Raw genomic sequence first — 17,093 nt, 5'->3', positions numbered from 1 at the left:
TATGGCGGAATTTGGCAATAATTTTAAAGACCAATATATTCGTTTAGGCAATTTACATGTTCGTTCGAACATACTATTGTTTGAACGGAAGTTGGAGATTAAACCCATGCAACAGCCCGAGCGGGTTGAAAGAATATTGGACATTTTGAACCGTGAGGGTCAGGTTGATGTGATCAATCTGGCGCAGCTTTTTGATGTGACCGAGCAAACTGTGCGCCGCGATTTGGCAACCTTGTGTCAGCGCGGGTTGGCCACGCGCATGCATGGCGGCGCGCGTCGATTGGCGTCCACAGCATCGCTCAGCTATGAAGCCCGGCGCATGAACAATATCACGGCCAAAAGCCAGATTGGGCGCAAGGCGGCTGAGCTTATTCCCAACAATTGTTCGGTGATCCTCAATATCGGCACCACCACCGAGCAGGTGGCCAGCGCCCTCACCAAGCATGAAGGCTTGCGGGTGATCACCAACAATATCAACATTATCGGGCTTATGCAGTCAGCGCCCCTCGCCAGCCTTGTGCAGGTGGGCGGCACCGTGCGCCAAAGTGATGGCGCCGTTGTGGGCGAAGATGCGGTTGAATTTATCTCCGGCTATCGGCCTGACTATGCGGTGATTGGGGCCTCCTCTATTGATGATGACGGCACGATCCTCGATTTTGACGCCCGCGAAGTGGCCGTGGCGCGCGCCATATTGAAAAATGCCCGCACGCGCATTTTGGTGGTCGATCAATCCAAGTTTGAAATTAACGCGCCGGTGCGCATCGCTGACATTGGCGAATTAGACTTTATCGTCATGGATGGTGCGCCTTCTGACGCTTTTGCCCGTGCGGCCGAAGCGGCGGGCACCCAGATAATTATTGCAGGACAAAATTTATGAGCAACACAGATCCCAATCAGCCCTATGACATGTTTATTGTGGGCGGCGGCATTAATGGCTGCGGCATCGCCCGTGACGCGGCGGGGCGCGGCTTGTCTGTGGCGCTGGCGGAAAAGGATGATTTGGCCCAAGCCACCTCCTCCGCCTCCACCAAACTATTTCATGGCGGTCTGCGCTATCTTGAATATTTTGAGTTCCGTCTGGTGCGTGAAGCGCTGATCGAGCGGGAAAACCTGTTGGTGGCCATGCCGCACATTTCGTGGCCCATGCGGTTTGTGTTGCCCTATCATCCAGACATGCGGTTTGAAAGTGAGACGCCAACGTCCAAATTGCTCTCCACGGTTATGCCTTGGATGAAGGGACAGCGCCCTGGTTGGCTACTTCGGCTCGGGCTGTTCATGTATGATCATTTAGGTGGCCGCAAGATTTTGCCGGGCACTAAAACCCTCGACTTACGTGAGGCAAAGGAAGGCAAGCCGCTCAAGGATAAGTTTGAGACGGCTTATGAATATTCCGATTGCTGGGTGGAAGATTCACGTCTGGTGGTGCTGAACGCGCGTGACGCGGCGGCGCGGGGCGCCAAGATTATGACCCGCACCAAAGTGATCAGCGCCACTTCGGCCAACGGCATATGGACTGTGACCACAAAAGATCAAAATAGTGGTGAAACGCAGGAATTTCAGGCCAAAATGCTGATCAATGCAGGCGGTCCCTGGGTGGAAAACATCATCCATGATGTGGCTGATATGCGCACAAAAGAAGGCATTCGGCTGGTGCGTGGCAGCCATATTGTCACGAAAAAACTGTTCGATCACGACAAGGCCTATTTCTTCCAAGGCGAGGACGGACGCATTATTTTCGCCATTCCTTATGAGGAAGATTACACCTTGATCGGCACCACCGATGCGGACCATGAGGATATTTCTCAGCCGCCGGAATGTACCCCGGAAGAGCAGAAATATCTGTGTGACTTCGCGTCAAATTATTTCAAAACGCCCGTTAGCGATCAGGATATTCTTTGGACATATTCTGGCGTACGCCCGCTTTATGATGACAATGCCAGCTCCAGCACTGCGGCCACCCGCGAATATGTGCTCAAACTCAATGAAAGTGCCGATGCCCCGGCGCTGAATATTTTCGGCGGCAAGATCACAACTTATCGCCGCTTGGCGGAATCCGCGATTGCCAAATGCGCGCACTTCTTTCCCCATATTCAGGGCGAGTGGACCGCGCGCGTGCCCCTGCCCGGGGGTGATTTCCCGCACGATGGTCGCGACACGCTGATCGAAAAGCTAAAGGCGAACAGCACCTTTTTGGATGAAAAAACCGCGCGGCGGCTGATCAAGGCCTATGGCACTGATGCCCTGACCATTTTTTCCGGCATTGAAAGTGAAAATCAGGCGGGCGAGCATTTCGGCCATGGCATTTACGCATGCGAGCTGGATTGGGTGGTCGATAAGGAATGGGTGCAAACGGCTGAAGATTATTTATGGCGCCGCACCAAAATGGGCCTGCGTACCAGTGCGGCCGAAGCGGACAAGATCGCCCGCTATATCGCCCAACGCTAATTCTTGGCGCGGCCCCCAAAATACGCGGGCCGCGCCGGCTAATTTTAGTCCAGCTTGCGGTAGCGCAGAATATTGCCGCTGGGCAAATACATCAATTCGAGCTGACGCTGATCGACATAGGATAGCTGGTAGCAATAGCTCTCACCGGATTCCTCCTCACGCGCATAAAGATAAGGCCCCTCGCCTTCAAAGCGGTCGCACCTGTCAGACACCCACAAATAATCCACGCCGCTAAAGCTGCCTTCATAGGTGTTTTCGCGTTCAGCCCCTAAAACAGTGAATTGCGAATTGGGGTCATCTTCCGAATACCACTGCCCCTGTAATTTATTCAGCAGCGCATCATATTCGGTCCAAGGGCGCACGGTGACATCGCGCAGCACCATGTCGGCGGTGCGGTCATAGATTGCCTCAAGGTCCCCATCGATGAATAGGGGGGTGCCCGGATCAAGCGCTTCCATCACCGTGAACGCAAGTTGCGGGGTGCGGCCATCGTCAAAAACAAAAAAGTTTGTGCCGCCCGCATGGAAATTGCATTGGCGTTCACCATCATTGCTGCATCCCTGCAAGATCACATTGTCAGAATAGGGATCGCCATAGGTGCCGGGCGCGGTGCCTGACGAAGAAGTGGGCTTCGCCCTCGCATCTTTTTCGCTGTCGCGATTGTCGTTCAATGTCAGTGTGAAGTGCGTTGCCGTCTCGCCCGTATCAAGCTTGCGAAAGCCTGTGGTTTCATATCCCCGTGCCGCGCAGTTTTCGTCGTCATCAATCGAGAAAGCTTCGTTGGTGGTGCAAAACGTAAAGTCGCCACTGGCGAACGGGGTGCCCGAAGCCATGGCGTGATAATAATAATATCTGCTTTTCAGATCGCCACTAACGGTGGTTTTGCACTCCCCTGCGGCTATGTTCCACCATCCTTCAGAAACCCACTCATCTTCACTGGCATAACCGATGGCCAGGCTGAGGCTTTGTGCGGTGTTGTTGCAAATCTCAAGCGCCGCCAAGGCTGGAGTTGAAAAAAGCGCCAACGCGCCGGCCAACAGTAAGTGTTTCATTTATATGCCCTCTCCCATTTTGGCTTCCTGTGTAGCGTTGACTTTTCCCAATGTCGACAAAGAGTTGGGTATTGCACTTTTTCGCGTGATCAGGCCGGGCACAAAAAAGCCGACACGGGCGCTTTCCGTGTCGGCCAATAAAGTCGCGTCACTGGAGAACCGTTTAGTGCACCAGCATAATCGCTGTTTTGCAGGCGCGGATCATCTCCATGGTGGTCGAGCCGATAAACAAGGACCGCAGGCGCGAGTGGCTAAATGCGCCCATCACCAGCAATTGATAATCCTGCGAATTGGCGAGCTCCGCCAATTTCTTGTCGACATCGCCGCTCAGCACTTGTTGGTCGGTTTCAAGCCCGGCATCGCTGAGCTTTTTCGCGGCAGCATCGAGTGCTGTTTGTACCTTGTCTGAAGGTTTGCCCACATAGGCGAGCGTAACCGACAGGCCCTTATAAAGCGGCGAAGTGGCCACTTGATCAACGGCCTTGAGTGACGAGGCACCGCCATCAAATGCCACCAGCACTTTTTCCACCGGGGTAAAAGCACGATTGGCGACCAAAACGGGCTTATGGCTGGCGCGGATCACCCGTTCCAGATTTGACCCTAAATGACCTGAGGCCATTTTGGCGGCTTCGCCACGTTTGCCCACCACAATGATGTCGCCGGTTTCTTCCTTGGCGGCAATGGTTTCCACCAAATCGCCCTGGCGCAAACGGGTTTGCACTTCAATGTCGCCATCACCCTGGATGATCGACTTCGCATCCTCAAGAATGGCCCGGCCATGCTCTTGCGCCAGTTTGGAGCGCTCCATGTCCAAGGCGCTCAGCTTGTCGAGCAATTGGGTGCGGGCGCCCAAAACAATGGCACCGCTCAAATCATCAGAGGCAGACGCCGAGCGCCGCCCCATAATGTGATAGACCTTCACCTTCGAGTCGGTGCGTTGGGCCATCCAGGCGGCGTAATGACACACGCTTTCAGAATAAGCAGATCCATCAACCAAGGCTAAAATGGTTTGGCTTTGCATCGTTACGCTCCTTTAATGGCCCATCAATTCGTCAAGGGCACCGGGTTTGTCGTGAATGGCGAGTTGGTCGACAATGGTTTCTGAGGCTTTGTTCAGCCCCACAATGTCAACTTCGGCCCCGTCACGACGGAATTTAAGCACCGCCATATCCAACGCCGCCACCGACGAAATATCCCAAATATGGGCGCGGCTGACATCAATGGTAACTTTTTCAGGCGCTTCTTTAAAGTCAAACGACTTCATAAAATCCTCGCTAGAGGCAAAGAACAATTGGCCTTCAACAAAGTATGTCCGATGGCTGCCTTCTTCGTTGATTTCGGTGCGCACGCGGAACAATTGCGCGATCTTCCAGGCAAAGAAAATACCCGAGAGCAAAACGCCCACCATCACGCCAATGGCAAGGTTGTGGGTGTAAATCACGAAGAACACGGTGGCCAACATCACGATGGATGATGATTTGGGATGCTCTTTCAAATTCTTGATCGATGACCAGGAGAATGTGCCGATCGACACCATGATCATGATCGCCACAAGCGCCGCCATGGGAATGATCGATACGATATCGTCAAGGATCACCACCATCACCAGCAAAACTGAACCCGCAATAAAAGCGGAAAGTCGGCCACGGCCGCCAGATTTCACATTGATGATGGATTGGCCAATCATGGCACAACCGGCCATGCCGCCGATAAAACCGGTGGCGGTGTTGGCAATGCCCTGACCGATACATTCCTGATTGCGGTCAGAATTGGTGTCGGTCAGATCGTCAACGATCTGCTGTGTCATCAAACTCTCGAGCAGCCCGACAACGGCAACAGCCAGAGAATAAGGGAAGATGATCTGCAAGGTTTCAAAATTCAACGGAATGTCTGGGATCAAAAACACAGGCAGTGTATCGGGCAACGCGCCCATATCGCCAACGGTGCGCACATCCAAGCCCAAGGCAACCGCCAAAACAGTCAGCACAATAATGGTGACCAACGGCGACGGCACCGCTTTAGTGATGCGGGGGAACAGATAGATAATCGCCAAGCCCAACGCCACCAAGAGATAGGTGAGCGGCGGCACCTTGCTGGGATCCAGCTCAGGCAATTGCGCCATAAAGATCAAAATGGCGAGGGCGTTCACAAACCCGGTCATCACCGATTTTGACACAAAGCGCATCACATAGCCGAGCTTGAGAAAGCCTGCCCCGATTTGCAGCAAACCGGCCAACACGGTGGCCGCAAGCAAATATTGCAGCCCATGTTCTTTTACCAAGGTCACCATCAACACGGCAGTAGCGGCAGTGGCCGCAGAAATCATGCCCGGACGACCGCCCACAAAGGCGATAATTACCGCGATGGAGAAACTGGCATAAAGCCCGACCTTCGGGTCCACACCAGCAATAATAGAAAAGGCGATGGCTTCAGGAATGAGGGCAAGGGCGACCACAATACCTGACAACACATCGCCGCGAATGTTACCGAACCATTGTTGGCGGTAATAAGAGAAATTCATCATAATGATTTATACCCATAAGCGCGTTTGGCTTATTTGTGTTTGGAGTTCATATTTATGATTGTCCAGCGGATCGGCGGCTGGAAGAGCCACCTTGGCATCTCACCAAGGTCCAAATGGTTAGGGGCGTTATATTGGTTTAGATCAAATCGTCAATCCATTCGCCATAATATCGGTCTTTGATTTCGATAATTTTACAGTTTGGGCTGCTTTGGGGGCACTGGTGCTGCGGGCCTATTTGCGCTCATTGGCGCTGGGCCGGCGCTATTGCGGGGCGGGCAAAGTGCCTTCGAATAGATTGGTGACACTCTTAATTTCGCGCTGCATATGTTCCCGAAACAGGGTCACGCGTTTGGTATTGCGCAAGTCTCGGTGGTAGAGCAGCCAAAGGCCAAGCTCATGCTGCTTCTCTGGCTTGTGAAATCTGACCAATTCCGGCTCACTGTCCCCCAGAAAACATGGCAAAAAGCCAACGCCCAACTCCGCCTTCAGCGCTGCCAGCGTAAGGGAGGTTTCATCAACGTAGAACTCGTGGTCGGCGCTTGGCCATGCCTTTTTGGTCCAGTTTTTATGGTAATCACAGCAATCCACACCGATCCATTTTTCTGGCGCTTGACCAGATTTAACAGCCTCACAATAGGCCCGCGCGCCATAGACGGCAGATGCCACTGTTGTCAGGCGCGTTCCAATCAGGGTTTCTACCGGGCTGTTGGTCTGACGTATGGCGATATCCGCCTCGCGCTCAGCAAGACGCACAGAATTGTTGGTCACTTGAATATTCAATTCAATCTTTGGATAGGCTGCGCTGAAACGCGCAAAAATTGGCATCAAGACGGTTGAGGCCATGTTAGCAATGGCGGTCACACGAAGCTCCCCCGCAATGTCCTCGTCTTGCCCTCCGACGGCCCCCTCAAAAGACAAAATCTCTTTTTCAACCCGAAGTGCGGCGTGCCTTAACTCTTCACCAGCGTCTGTCAAAACATAGCCGGTCGATTTACGTTCAACCAAAGGTGCGGCAAGCGTTTTTTCTAGCGTGCGGATGCGGCGCGACACGGTCGAGTGGCGCACCCCCAGCCGTTTGGCCGCAGAACTAAAGGACCCTTCACGAGCTACCGCTAGAAATATTCGCGCATCGTCCCATTGCATCCAATGTTCCCCGCTGTGTGCATTATTGCAAAGCCGGTGTCGATTTTTCCCGAATTCCCAAAATCATGATCGAGTGCAACCCTATTTGCAAGCGGAAACGGACCTGACAGGCACGCTGGCTCTAGCAAAGAGCCGTTCAAGCGACGCCCTGGCCATAACAAATAGGGAGAAGATCAAATGACCATGACCATCAAAAAACAGAACCGCGCGGCGTTTTTGGGCGCGATCGCATTGACACTGGCCTGGGGGCCCGCACTCAGCTTTGCGGAAAGCGTGGATGACAAAATTGCGCGCGCCATGTCGGCCGCCCCGTCGGACGTTTCTGCCGAGGCAACAATTATGGATGTGGATGGCACAATATTGCGCGAAGGCACGAACGACTGGGTGTGTTTGCCCGGTGTTGGCCTAATCCCCGGCGACGAGCACCCCATGTGTAATGACGCCGTTTGGATGAAATGGATGGCGGCCGTTGGCGCAGGCACAGAATTCTCTACTGACGTGATCGGCGTGTCATACATGCTTCAAGGGGATGCAATGGTCAATAATGACAATCCGATGGCCACCGACCCCAATGATGGTGGTGTGTGGGTGCAGGATGGACCGCATATTATGATGTTATTTCCAAACATGGATATGCTGGCTGACTTGCCCAGAGATCCATTTGCTGGCGGCCCCTATGTCATGTGGGGCGAGACACCGCTTGCACATGTCATGGTGCCGATTGAGGCGAAATAGAACCCAAATTCAATATTGTTGATGAAGAGGAATTTGCGATGTCTGTCGAGCACATTCAAAACTCGGTCAAGGACGTTATTTCTTACCTGTCTGAACACCCTGAAAATACCCAAAGCACCAGCACGCCCATCACTGCGGTGATGGAAGATGATCTGCGCTGTCGGGCAACGGGCGTAAATGGCGAAACCATCATCACCGACATGCCGAAAGCGGTCGGCGGCGGCGGTTCCGCACCCTCCCCCGGTTGGTTGTCGCGCGCTGCATTGGCAACTTGCGATGCCACCAGAATCGCATTGCGCGCAGCCGAGCTCGGGATTGCCTTAGACACGCTCGAAGTGACCGCCGATAGCGTTGACGATGACCGGGGTTTGTTCGGCATGGATAAATCGGTTCCCGCAGGCTCTTTAAGCCTTAGAACCCGTGTTAAGATTGGTGCCGCGGGCGTAAAAGCAGATGTGCTGCGGGAGATTGTTGATTTTGCAGTGACACATTCCCCTGTTGCCGATGTCTGCCGCCGCGCAACGCCTTCGACATTGGAGGTTACGATCTGCTGATCGTATAATTGCTCTTGGAACAGTTCTGCCTGTGCAAAATCAATAATGGAGATCACGATGACTAACCATTCAATAGCAAGAGAAGGTGGCTGCATATGCGGCCATGTCCGATATCAGGTGTCGTCGGACCCCTTGATTGTGCATTGTTGCCATTGCCGCGGCTGTCAGAAAAATTCGGGAACCGCCTTTGCCCTGAATGCTTTGTTCGAAGCGGATCGGGTGACGCTACTTTCTGGCGAGGTTGAGGAAATAACTGTTCCAACACCCAGTGGCACAGGGCAGGACATCACCCGATGCGCCAAATGCAAAATTGCCGTGTGGAGCAATTACAATATGGGCGGGCTGCGTGAAAATATCCGGTTTATCCGCGTGGGCACCCTTGATGACCCGGACCAAATGCCCCCAGACGTGCACATTTATACCTGTTCCAAACAGCCGTGGGTACGCCTGCCGGAGAATGATCGGCGCGCCGAAACATTTTATAAAATTAGCGAGACCTGGTCCCCCGAAGCGTTGGCGCGTCTGGCAATTATCGAAACGTCGGCAGGCATAAAGATCAGTTGAGGAATTTTTCGGGTGCCACGAAAAGCAGTCCTTTGGTGAAGCGGGCGAACAGATAGATAATCGCCAAGCCCAGTGCCGCCCCAAAATGGGTGAGCGGCGGCACCTTGCCTGGATGAAGCTCAGGCAATGGCGCCATAAAAATCAAAATGGCAAGAGCGTTCATAATCCCGGTCATCACCGATTTAGAAACAAAGCACATCTGTCCTATTTGTGTTTTAAATTCATATATTTGATTGGCCATAAGCAGGCTGACTTCATTTGCATATTGATATTGCTGACAAGCAGGTTCCCATTTTGCTGCGCATATTTGAATAGTGCCAGCGACTTGCTCAAGACAAAAAAATAACGAATAATGCAAAACATTAATTAATCGAATAATTAAATAAAGAACCTTGTTTCTTGGGGGGAAGCATGGACTTACTCACCGAACGTTTGATTACAGAGCTGACCGACGCGAACGATAACCAGGCCGCATTCCGCCGCTTCTCCGAATTGATGGGTGAGCTGGGATTTGAACAAATACTCTATGCCCTCGTGCGTCAAAACAACGAGGATTTCGTCGATGACGCGATCATTTTAGACACGTTTGATCGTGAGTGGATGAGCTTCTATATGAAGCATGACCTTATCCGCAAAGATCCTGTTGCTTGGCATGTAGCTAACAACAAGGACCCTGTATTTTTTCCTGACATCTACCGAAAAGTCGATCAATCTGCAGTGCCGGACTTGGCGTTCAAAGAAGGTGCCAATCTGAGTAGAGATTGGGGAGTTAAGAATGCAGTTTCTGCCCAAATCACGGCACAAGATCACACCACGGCGACCTTCACACTGCTTATGCCATCCGATTTACCCGAGCAGGAGGCTGAGGACCATCTTAAGCGTGAGTATGGGCGGGCGGCGAGTTTGTTTGAAACATTTCATGCCTATTGTGATCAGGCAGCAATTGCCCAAGATCATTTTGCGCTCACCCCGCGGGAAATCGAAGTTTTAAAATGGTTGAGTGATGGATTAGTTGCGAAACAAATTGCACACAAAACGGCCACGAGCGTATTTACCGTACAAAAGCAGATTACAAGTGCTCGCAGGCGACTAAGGGCAGCAACAGCCACACAAGCGGTCGCAAAGGCGCTTATTTGGCGTCTCATTTGAGACTTTGAACATATGGCTAAAATTAGCCAATTGAGAAGCGGTTCGGGTCGGGGCTAACTTAACGTTGAGCAAAGTCCGCAGCTTGCACGTCAAGATAAATGGCTAAAATTGATATTGTAAATGATAAGATGGAAGTGTTGGGTGGACTTATGTCCATCTCGGCTCTTTCTGGTTCAGAACGTAAGAAAGCCGTTGACGATATTATTGCGGAAGATGTGCAGTTATTAGACGCAACAATGTCTGGACTACAACTTGGGCCAGACCTTGTTTTTCAACGGGTGTTGATTGGCGAATTGAATTCAACGGACGCCTTTATTTCGGACTACGAAATAGCCGATGCCTTTCATTCGCGATTTGGTGAACATATTACACTTGCAGAGCTGGATGTGCTTAAAAGCCTGCTTTCTGGGGAAACTCTCAAGGAAGCGTCTCAGCGTGATGGACGCTCATACCAAACAAAACGAAATCAGTTTTCGGCACTGCGCGGGAAATCCCATTTAAACCAACCGGCGCTCATCCAAACGATGACAGTACTGTTGCTAAATGTGGTGCATCATAGATTAAAGCACAATGGCCCTAATGCTCGTTGGCTACACGATTATTTGCGGAAATACTACGGCGACCACTCACGTTTGCATCATCTGCACCTTTCATCGGGTCGCACATTACTTGTAGCTGACATCGGGCCAATCCAAGGCCAACCTGCACTTTGTATGCATACATTATCGTTTCCGATCATACCAATTCCGTCGAAACAATCGGTATTACGGACGCACAATATAAGATTGTTGCTGCCAATACGGCCCAACCATTATGGCGCACCGAATTATGCAAAGGACATAAACAGCTCTCTGAAGTATTTTGCTCAAGACTGCGCAGAAATGGTGTGCACCTTTAGTTTGGGGCAATTACCAATCTTAAGTCATGGATCTGGCTTTAGTGCGGCGCTTGCCGTCGCCACCGAGCTGAAGAAGAGTTGCTCACGGCTTATAATGTACTCCGCAACAATCGAGGTGCCAGCAGCAAATGCCCAACGCGACATGTTTGGAGCCTCTTGGTCAATGCTTCGCATGCGTTACGGTAAACTGCTTGCACCGGTGCTGCTGACGGCCATGAAATATTTTTTAAATCGAGGGGTACGCGATCGAGCGGTTTTAAGACAATATGAAAACAGCCCTCTCGATCATGACGTTGTCCAACGGTTCTTAGAGGCTGACTGGTTCCAAGATGCTCTATCCTATGCGGTGGAGCATAACTATCAAGGCATTTTAGAAGACTGTAACCACTCTGAGACAAATCTCTTAAACCTGATAAAAAACTGTCGGGTACCCATTAGATTTATCTTTGGCGAAGAGGATAGGCACTCATGTTCAAGCGCATTGCCGGGTTGGTTAAATAAACATCAACTAGATCAGAATGTGGAACTCGATTTTATCAAGAACCATGGGCAAGCGACGCTAATGGAATCCCCTGAGATTTTGTTCGAACTTCTTTTCTAAGAAAAGTAAAATTGCAAAAAAAAGCAATTTATTTCAATAATTTCCAAACTTTCAGCACCATTTAGTACAATTGGATCATGCGCACAAATTCTCAACACCCTATTCAACAATTGAAGGCTCTTTTTTAGAGCGGCATTTTGTTAACGATATTGGGGGAGTGGGACATTGATCTCGAAGTCTATCTGGATCAGGGCGCTTGGGGGCACAAATCTTCTCGCGTTAAGCGTTGCAGGCGTATTGGCGACAACCAATTCTGCGAAATCTGAAGATTTCGTTGTACCATCTGGCACAACATTAACTGACACGCAAATAGCAAATGATGGCGATCACGTCACTGTTGAAGCAGGTGCAATAATTGATGTCGACGGCGTTGCCATCGAGGCTGCTGATGAAACTGTTACCGCTTCCGGTATCAATAATGGGGTCATTGAAGGCACTGACGGCGCATTCGACTTTGCTGGTCGCTTTGGCACGATAACAAACAACGGCATCATTGAAGGTGGATTTGGGATCGCTGTAGACGGTGGTTTTGATACGGTTGTCAATAATGGCACACTAAACGCAACAAATCTTGGTGAAGACGCGTTTTTGGCCGATGGTGTCAGCGGAAGTTTTATCAACACCGGTACAATTTCAGCATTTAATGGCGAGGGCGTGGATTCCAGTCGAGGCATCAGGCTCAAAGAATTTATAAGTAGCATTGACAATAGCGGCACCATTGAAGCTGACATTGGCGTTCAAATCTATAATGGCATAGACAGCTTTACGAACTCGGGTTCTATCGTTGGTTTCAATGACGAGGCCGTTCGTCTTAGCGAAGGCTTTGGGACTTTTATTAATACTGGCTCCATCAAATCTCTTAGCGCACAGCCCGCAATCGATCTTCATGGCGGCGGCGACTACTTTAACAACTCAGGGACCATTACCGGCGCGGACGGCATTTGGCTGGGCCATGAAGGACCGGAGATGTTCTTCATCAATGAGTTTGTAAACAGTGGCACGATATCTGGATCAAATGGGTTTGCTATTGCTGGCGCCTTGGAAATCAATAAGTTCGTCAATACGGGTAAGATCAAATCGATCAATGGAAATGCCCTGGAACTTGAAGCCGAAATGGGCTCTTTCCAAAATGGCGCAACTGGTGAAATCACATCAGACAACGGCATCGCAGTAAAATTGGATTCCGGAGCCGTAAGCTTTTCTAATTCGGGCTTAATTTCCGGCAAAGATGGCGTTTGGTTGGGCGTAGACCATGACGTGAGTAGTTTTGTAAATGATGGCGAGATCATAGGCACCGATGGTCTTGGTGTGAGCAGCGATCTCGGATTTGGATCTTTTACAAATTCAGGCACAATCCAGGGAATGTATAACGCCGTCCATTTTGTCACTGGCGGCTCAACATTCAAAAACTTGGAAAGTGGAAACATCATTTCAACTAATGATAATGGCTTCTCAAGTGAGGGCGAAATTACCAATCTGGAAAATGCTGGAACCATTCAGGGAAGTGGCGGCATTGCACTTCATGATGGTGCGTATCTGACCCAACTCACCAATAGTGGAACAATTATTGGGACGGACTGGTCTGCTTTAGGCATTGACGGTGATTTTAATGAAATCATCAATGATGGGGTGATTCAGTCTACGGGTGATTCCACTGCCATATGGGTGGCAAATGGCGGACAACGTCTCATAAACAACGGCACTATTTCGGCTCAAATAGATCTAGATGGCAATGGCGTCTCTATTGATGGATATATCGCCGAAATCACCAACACCGGCACTGTAAATGGTGTCGGCGGTTTCTGGCTGGGTGAAGGAGTTGGTCAATTTAGCAACTCCGGTACAATTCAGTTTGGGCGTTGGGGGGGTGTTTCCAGTGATGGGGACTTTGCCAACTTCACCAACTCCGGCACAATCAAGGGCATTCTAGGCGAAAGCAATGCAGTACGTTTCAACGGCGGCGGAAAAACATTCCTCAATTCAGCGAGCGGCGTCATAGAGACATCGATTGAAAGTGATCAGAACGCAGTAACAATTGCAGGTGATGCGGCAACGGTTAACGAAATGGACACCTTCAGAAATGAGGGACTAATTCGGGGCTATGGTGGAGTTTGGTTAGGCGCAAATGAAGAGAGCACACTCCAAAAATTTGAGAATAGCAGTACAATTATCGCCACCCATGACAAATCTGGTGTCGGGACTTTAGGGGCAATTAAAGACTTTTTTAACACCGGCATAATTCGTCATGGAGAAGGTGGAATTGGCGTCTATTACGACAAAGGAGACAATTTCTATAATAGCGGCACGATCGCGGGAGAAGGGGAAACGGGTGTCGCCTTTATCAGTGGCATAAAGAAGGTCCAAAACGCTGGAACAATCCGTGGTTCAGACCTTGGATTATTCGTTGGGGGCGAGTTTTCAACCTCTCTAACCAACACTGGCACAATTGAAGCCCTTTCGAGCGAGACAAGAGTGCGGGCGGCAGAAAGCACGCCTACAATTGGGGTGGGGCTACTCGATGGTGACATTTCCAATAGCGGAACCATCTCCGGGGGCGTTGGAATTGCGTTCACGGCCAATGGCGACGGTCGTGGCACCGTCTCCAACGCTGGTGTAATCCGAGGAACTTCAGGACTCGCCATCGATTTTGAATATTTGGATGGCGGCAGCGCAGTCGAACGCGATGACGTGCTTAACCTGCTAGCTGGTTCGTCAATTGATGGCAGTGTCGCGTTTGGCGCGGGCCAAGATACACTGGATGTTACCGGCCTGGGCGATCAAAGCCTTTATCTTGAAACCTCCGGTCTAGAAAATTTTATTGCGGCGGATGAGCAATTGTCTGTGTTTGATGCCACAAGCGGCAAGGTTGCTGTGGTGAGCAAAAGTACTGTTAGCGAAGCCGGTAGCGGGGGCACCTCGAAAAATGTGAGTGACGTCACCAATGGGATCGCCGACATTGTGTCCTCAAATATATCCGGCGGTGATGTCGAGATTGGTGACAATAGCACCGCGCTGGGATATGCCCCGACAAGACGACAGTCCGCGGCTGAATCTGCCGCGACCGACCTCGCCGCTCAATATGTTGCGCCAAAGGGGCATGCTTGGATCAGTGGATTCGGTGGGATTTCAGGCAAAGATCAAGCTGCCGTAAGCCGAAGTGTTTATGGCGGTCTTATTGCTGGAACACATGCTCAATTTGACAAGACGACCAAATTTGGTGGTCTATTTGGCTACGCCGCATCGCATCAAGATATCTCTGGTGGCGGACAAACTGTTAAAACTGATACTGCCATTTCGGGTCTTTATGGTCAGTCACAAATTGAAGGTTTGACACTGTCCTATTCTCTTCTCGGGGGCGCAGGTTGGCATAGTAGTGAACGTGCCGTGGGTCTTGAAACGGCAACAGCAGATTTTCGCAGTTGGTTTCTAAGCCCAGAAATTGGCGTGGCCCTACCAGTATATGAAGATAACAGCTCAGCAATCAGTGTTGGTGGGCGCATAAAATACATTGGTGGCGTTGTGCTAGGCTACAGTGAAACAGGATCAAGTGCGGACCTCACAATAGGCGATCAGGTGATCTCCAATGCCGAGCTTGCCTTTGATGTCTCCAGTATACATGTGGTCGGTCAGAATGAACATGGAAACATCAAGCTGAATTCAAAGCTTGGGGTGTCAGTCAATTCTAACTTGGGCGGATCTTCCGTGGATGTGAGCATGCTTGGACAAGACCTTTCTTCAAGTACACCAAACGAAACCTACTATGAAGCGTTTGGTAGTGTTGGGCTTGCTGCGCCAATTGGGGAAGCGACAAACATCTCTGCATCCTTAAATGCATCTGTGGGGTCGAACGGCACATATTCTGGTACCGCCAAGATTCAACTTGGTGGAGACTTCTAAACAGCAATCTCCCCTACCTCCAGAATTTACTTGGCCGCCCTCTAATAAGAGGGCGGTTTTTTCGTTCTCATGGCGTTTAAGGGCATTGATCAACAGATCAATGCATTCTTCAAATGTGTAAACATTTTTTTTCGCTTGCTATTTGAGCGAATAAGGCGCATATAAGCCCCACGTTTAACGCCATCATTGGCGATCTGATCTGCCGGACTACCGGTTTGCTTGGCTTCTCTCTGATTTCTAAAACGTTGCAACCTTTGGGCATGTTGCCCATGGGAAATTCACTTGTGCGCCATTTGAGCGCCAAGCTATCTAAATAAGGTATATGCCATGACAACCGGCACAGTTAAATTCTTCAACACAACTAAAGGCTTCGGCTTTATTTCTCCAGAAGACGGCAGCAAGGACGCATTCGTTCATATTTCTGCAGTAGAGCGTGCAGGTCTTTCAGGCCTCGCTGAAGGTCAGAAAGTTTCTTATGAGCTAGAGAGCGGCCGTGATGGCAAGCAATCAGCTGCCAACCTTTCTTTGGTTGACTAAGACGATATTGGGTCGCATTCGTGCGGCCCTTTTGTCTTTGAAAGATCACCAAAATGACAGATGATGCGCGAGATCGCGCTGAAAAAAGATTTGCTGCCATTCAACGGGCACCAGATATCAAGCTAAGCGACAAAGAACAAAAAGCTAAGTCCATCAGCGATAACACAGCCCGCCTTAAAGCGCTGCGCCTCGCAAAAGATGCCGCTTCAAAAGCCTAATAAAACTGGCATTGTTCACACACTCACTTCCAAACATCGCTAAAACGTCACACTGAGTTCCGTTTGCGAGATCAGGGCCTGTAACAAGCCTTCTCGTGTGTGCTCATTATGGTCGAGCATGGCCTGTCGTGCCGTCTCGCCATTGCGGGTGCGCAAAGCGGTGACGATTTGATTGTGGTCGCTATGGGTTTCAAAATTCACATCACGGGCGCGGGTACCCATATATAAAAAACGGGTTCCCTCCTCCAAATGGCTCATGATCAGGCTGTGCAAACGGGGATTTTTTGAGCCGCGGGCAATCGCGGCGTGAAACATCTCATTGCTGGCGACAAATCCTTTGGTGCTATGCCCCTCCCCCACCACATATTCGGCTTTAGCCAATTGTGCGAGTTGGTCCAATTCTTGATCGGTCAGGTTTTGCGCCGCCAACGCCGCCGCTGCGCCTTCTAATATGCCGCGCACCGCGAACAGATCATTCATGTCTTTCACCGTCACCGGGCTGACCCGATAGCCACGCCGGGGAAAAGATTCCATCAACCCCTCAAGACACAACCGCCCCATGGCTTCCCGCACGGGTGTTTTGCTCATCGCTAGCCGTTCGGCCAGCTCTTTTTCTGAAACATCGGTGCCCGGTGCCAACTCGCATGTGATCACCTGTTCACGCAGTGCCAAATAGGCTTGCTCAGTCAAGGAAACAGATTTTTTCATTGTGTTGTCAGCACTCATTTTGGCGGTCCTCGCAGCGGGGCATGCCCTTCCTTTTCGCCAATCACCAC

Annotated in this window: 15 protein-coding genes, 1 pseudogene and 1 other annotated feature; of the genes and pseudogenes, 10 read left to right on the top strand and 6 right to left on the bottom strand. The window is 50.7% G+C overall.

The annotated features are described in order from the left end of the window. Positions 1–106 precede the first annotated feature (106 nt). Together MXMO3_RS18385 and glpD are read left to right on the top strand one after the other, a co-directional pair. Positions 107–877 (top strand): DeoR/GlpR family DNA-binding transcription regulator, encoded by a 771-nt coding sequence (locus MXMO3_RS18385; protein WP_117397143.1) that lies wholly within the window; start codon positions 107–109, stop codon positions 875–877. Further along, a complete protein-coding gene (gene glpD, locus MXMO3_RS18380) occupies positions 874–2,445 on the top strand; it encodes a glycerol-3-phosphate dehydrogenase (protein ID WP_117397142.1) in 1,572 nt (523 codons plus the stop codon). The genes MXMO3_RS18385 and glpD overlap by 4 nt, the downstream gene beginning before the upstream one ends. A 44-nt stretch (positions 2,446–2,489) precedes the next feature. Here glpD and MXMO3_RS18375 read toward each other — a convergent pair whose 3' ends face one another. The 4 genes from MXMO3_RS18375 to MXMO3_RS18360 form a co-directional block, all read right to left on the bottom strand. Continuing rightward, complete coding sequence (locus tag MXMO3_RS18375) at positions 2,490–3,497, bottom strand: DUF1036 domain-containing protein (protein WP_117397141.1); 1,008 nt, start codon at positions 3,495–3,497, stop codon at positions 2,490–2,492. A 163-nt stretch (positions 3,498–3,660) separates the two neighbouring features. Further along, complete coding sequence (locus MXMO3_RS18370; RefSeq protein WP_027836150.1) at positions 3,661–4,518, bottom strand: universal stress protein; 858 nt, start codon at positions 4,516–4,518, stop codon at positions 3,661–3,663. Positions 4,519–4,530: 12 nt separating this feature from the next. Beyond that, positions 4,531–6,021 carry a SulP family inorganic anion transporter gene (locus MXMO3_RS18365; protein WP_027836151.1) on the bottom strand — a complete coding sequence of 497 codons (1,491 nt, stop codon included), beginning with the start codon at positions 6,019–6,021 and terminating at the stop codon, positions 4,531–4,533. 56 nt (positions 6,022–6,077) lie between these two features. Further along, positions 6,078–6,135 (bottom strand) — a sequence feature (sul1 is cis-regulatory element that is thought to sense ions involved in sulfur or methionine metabolism; They are found in Alphaproteobacteria). Positions 6,136–6,282: 147 nt separating this feature from the next. Then, a complete protein-coding gene (locus tag MXMO3_RS18360) occupies positions 6,283–7,164 on the bottom strand; it encodes a LysR family transcriptional regulator (protein WP_117397140.1) in 882 nt (293 codons plus the stop codon). A gap of 177 nt (positions 7,165–7,341) precedes the next feature. On the opposite strand from MXMO3_RS18360, the gene MXMO3_RS18355 reads away from it, so the two are divergent. The 3 genes from MXMO3_RS18355 to MXMO3_RS18345 are packed head-to-tail and all read left to right on the top strand — an operon-like array spanning position 7,342 to position 9,017. Beyond that, positions 7,342–7,899 carry a hypothetical protein gene (locus tag MXMO3_RS18355; RefSeq protein ID WP_117397139.1) on the top strand — a complete coding sequence of 186 codons (558 nt, stop codon included), beginning with the start codon at positions 7,342–7,344 and terminating at the stop codon, positions 7,897–7,899. 38 nt (positions 7,900–7,937) lie between these two features. Continuing rightward, entirely contained in the window at positions 7,938–8,453 is a 516-nt protein-coding gene (locus MXMO3_RS18350; RefSeq protein ID WP_117397138.1) for an OsmC family protein, read from the top strand. Positions 8,454–8,510: 57 nt separating this feature from the next. Then, the gene (locus tag MXMO3_RS18345) at positions 8,511–9,017 is read left to right on the top strand and encodes a GFA family protein (protein WP_117397137.1); all 507 of its coding nucleotides are present in this window, start codon (positions 8,511–8,513) and stop codon (positions 9,015–9,017) included. Positions 9,018–9,042: 25 nt separating this feature from the next. On the opposite strand, the pseudogene MXMO3_RS18340 reads toward MXMO3_RS18345, so the two are convergent. Continuing rightward, positions 9,043–9,216, bottom strand: a pseudogene (locus tag MXMO3_RS18340) (sodium-independent anion transporter); the annotation flags it as partial. A gap of 212 nt (positions 9,217–9,428) precedes the next feature. On the opposite strand from MXMO3_RS18340, the gene MXMO3_RS18335 reads away from it, so the two are divergent. The 5 genes from MXMO3_RS18335 to MXMO3_RS18770 all read left to right on the top strand — a co-directional run bounded on the left by MXMO3_RS18335 (position 9,429) and on the right by MXMO3_RS18770 (position 16,317). After that, complete coding sequence (locus tag MXMO3_RS18335) at positions 9,429–10,166, top strand: helix-turn-helix transcriptional regulator (protein ID WP_117397136.1); 738 nt, start codon at positions 9,429–9,431, stop codon at positions 10,164–10,166. A 98-nt stretch (positions 10,167–10,264) separates the two neighbouring features. Continuing rightward, a complete protein-coding gene (locus tag MXMO3_RS18330; protein WP_117397135.1) occupies positions 10,265–11,665 on the top strand; it encodes an alpha/beta hydrolase in 1,401 nt (466 codons plus the stop codon). Between the two features lie 237 nt (positions 11,666–11,902). After that, a complete protein-coding gene (locus tag MXMO3_RS18325; protein ID WP_162889378.1) occupies positions 11,903–15,562 on the top strand; it encodes an autotransporter outer membrane beta-barrel domain-containing protein in 3,660 nt (1,219 codons plus the stop codon). Between the two features lie 327 nt (positions 15,563–15,889). Next, positions 15,890–16,099 carry a cold-shock protein gene (locus tag MXMO3_RS18320; RefSeq protein ID WP_027836156.1) on the top strand — a complete coding sequence of 70 codons (210 nt, stop codon included), beginning with the start codon at positions 15,890–15,892 and terminating at the stop codon, positions 16,097–16,099. 53 nt (positions 16,100–16,152) lie between these two features. Continuing rightward, positions 16,153–16,317: a hypothetical protein gene (locus MXMO3_RS18770; RefSeq protein WP_156905582.1), complete on the top strand. Its 165-nt coding sequence runs from the start codon at positions 16,153–16,155 to the stop codon at positions 16,315–16,317. Positions 16,318–16,356: 39 nt separating this feature from the next. Here MXMO3_RS18770 and MXMO3_RS18315 read toward each other — a convergent pair whose 3' ends face one another. Continuing rightward, positions 16,357–17,043 (bottom strand): GntR family transcriptional regulator, encoded by a 687-nt coding sequence (locus MXMO3_RS18315; RefSeq protein WP_245985881.1) that lies wholly within the window; start codon positions 17,041–17,043, stop codon positions 16,357–16,359. Between the last annotated feature and the right edge of the window lie 50 nt (positions 17,044–17,093).

This window comes from Maritalea myrionectae, from assembly GCF_003433515.1.
Taxonomy (GTDB): domain Bacteria; phylum Pseudomonadota; class Alphaproteobacteria; order Rhizobiales; family Devosiaceae; genus Maritalea; species Maritalea myrionectae.
This window is presented reverse-complemented; position numbering and strand designations above follow the sequence as displayed.

What these genes read in the sequence shown, in the direction of transcription:
- MXMO3_RS18385 (WP_117397143.1), top strand. Translation starts at nt 107, where the DNA reads ATGCAACAGCCCGAGCGGGTTGAAAGAATATTGGACATTTTGAACCGT.
- glpD (WP_117397142.1), top strand. Translation starts at nt 874, where the DNA reads ATGAGCAACACAGATCCCAATCAGCCCTATGACATGTTTATTGTGGGC.
- MXMO3_RS18375 (WP_117397141.1), bottom strand. Translation starts at nt 3,497, where the DNA reads ATGAAACACTTACTGTTGGCCGGCGCGTTGGCGCTTTTTTCAACTCCA.
- MXMO3_RS18370 (WP_027836150.1), bottom strand. Translation starts at nt 4,518, where the DNA reads ATGCAAAGCCAAACCATTTTAGCCTTGGTTGATGGATCTGCTTATTCT.
- MXMO3_RS18365 (WP_027836151.1), bottom strand. Translation starts at nt 6,021, where the DNA reads ATGATGAATTTCTCTTATTACCGCCAACAATGGTTCGGTAACATTCGC.
- MXMO3_RS18360 (WP_117397140.1), bottom strand. Translation starts at nt 7,164, where the DNA reads ATGCAATGGGACGATGCGCGAATATTTCTAGCGGTAGCTCGTGAAGGG.
- MXMO3_RS18355 (WP_117397139.1), top strand. Translation starts at nt 7,342, where the DNA reads ATGACCATGACCATCAAAAAACAGAACCGCGCGGCGTTTTTGGGCGCG.
- MXMO3_RS18350 (WP_117397138.1), top strand. Translation starts at nt 7,938, where the DNA reads ATGTCTGTCGAGCACATTCAAAACTCGGTCAAGGACGTTATTTCTTAC.
- MXMO3_RS18345 (WP_117397137.1), top strand. Translation starts at nt 8,511, where the DNA reads ATGACTAACCATTCAATAGCAAGAGAAGGTGGCTGCATATGCGGCCAT.
- MXMO3_RS18335 (WP_117397136.1), top strand. Translation starts at nt 9,429, where the DNA reads ATGGACTTACTCACCGAACGTTTGATTACAGAGCTGACCGACGCGAAC.
- MXMO3_RS18330 (WP_117397135.1), top strand. Translation starts at nt 10,265, where the DNA reads ATGGCTAAAATTGATATTGTAAATGATAAGATGGAAGTGTTGGGTGGA.
- MXMO3_RS18320 (WP_027836156.1), top strand. Translation starts at nt 15,890, where the DNA reads ATGACAACCGGCACAGTTAAATTCTTCAACACAACTAAAGGCTTCGGC.
- MXMO3_RS18770 (WP_156905582.1), top strand. Translation starts at nt 16,153, where the DNA reads ATGACAGATGATGCGCGAGATCGCGCTGAAAAAAGATTTGCTGCCATT.
- MXMO3_RS18315 (WP_245985881.1), bottom strand. Translation starts at nt 17,043, where the DNA reads ATGAGTGCTGACAACACAATGAAAAAATCTGTTTCCTTGACTGAGCAA.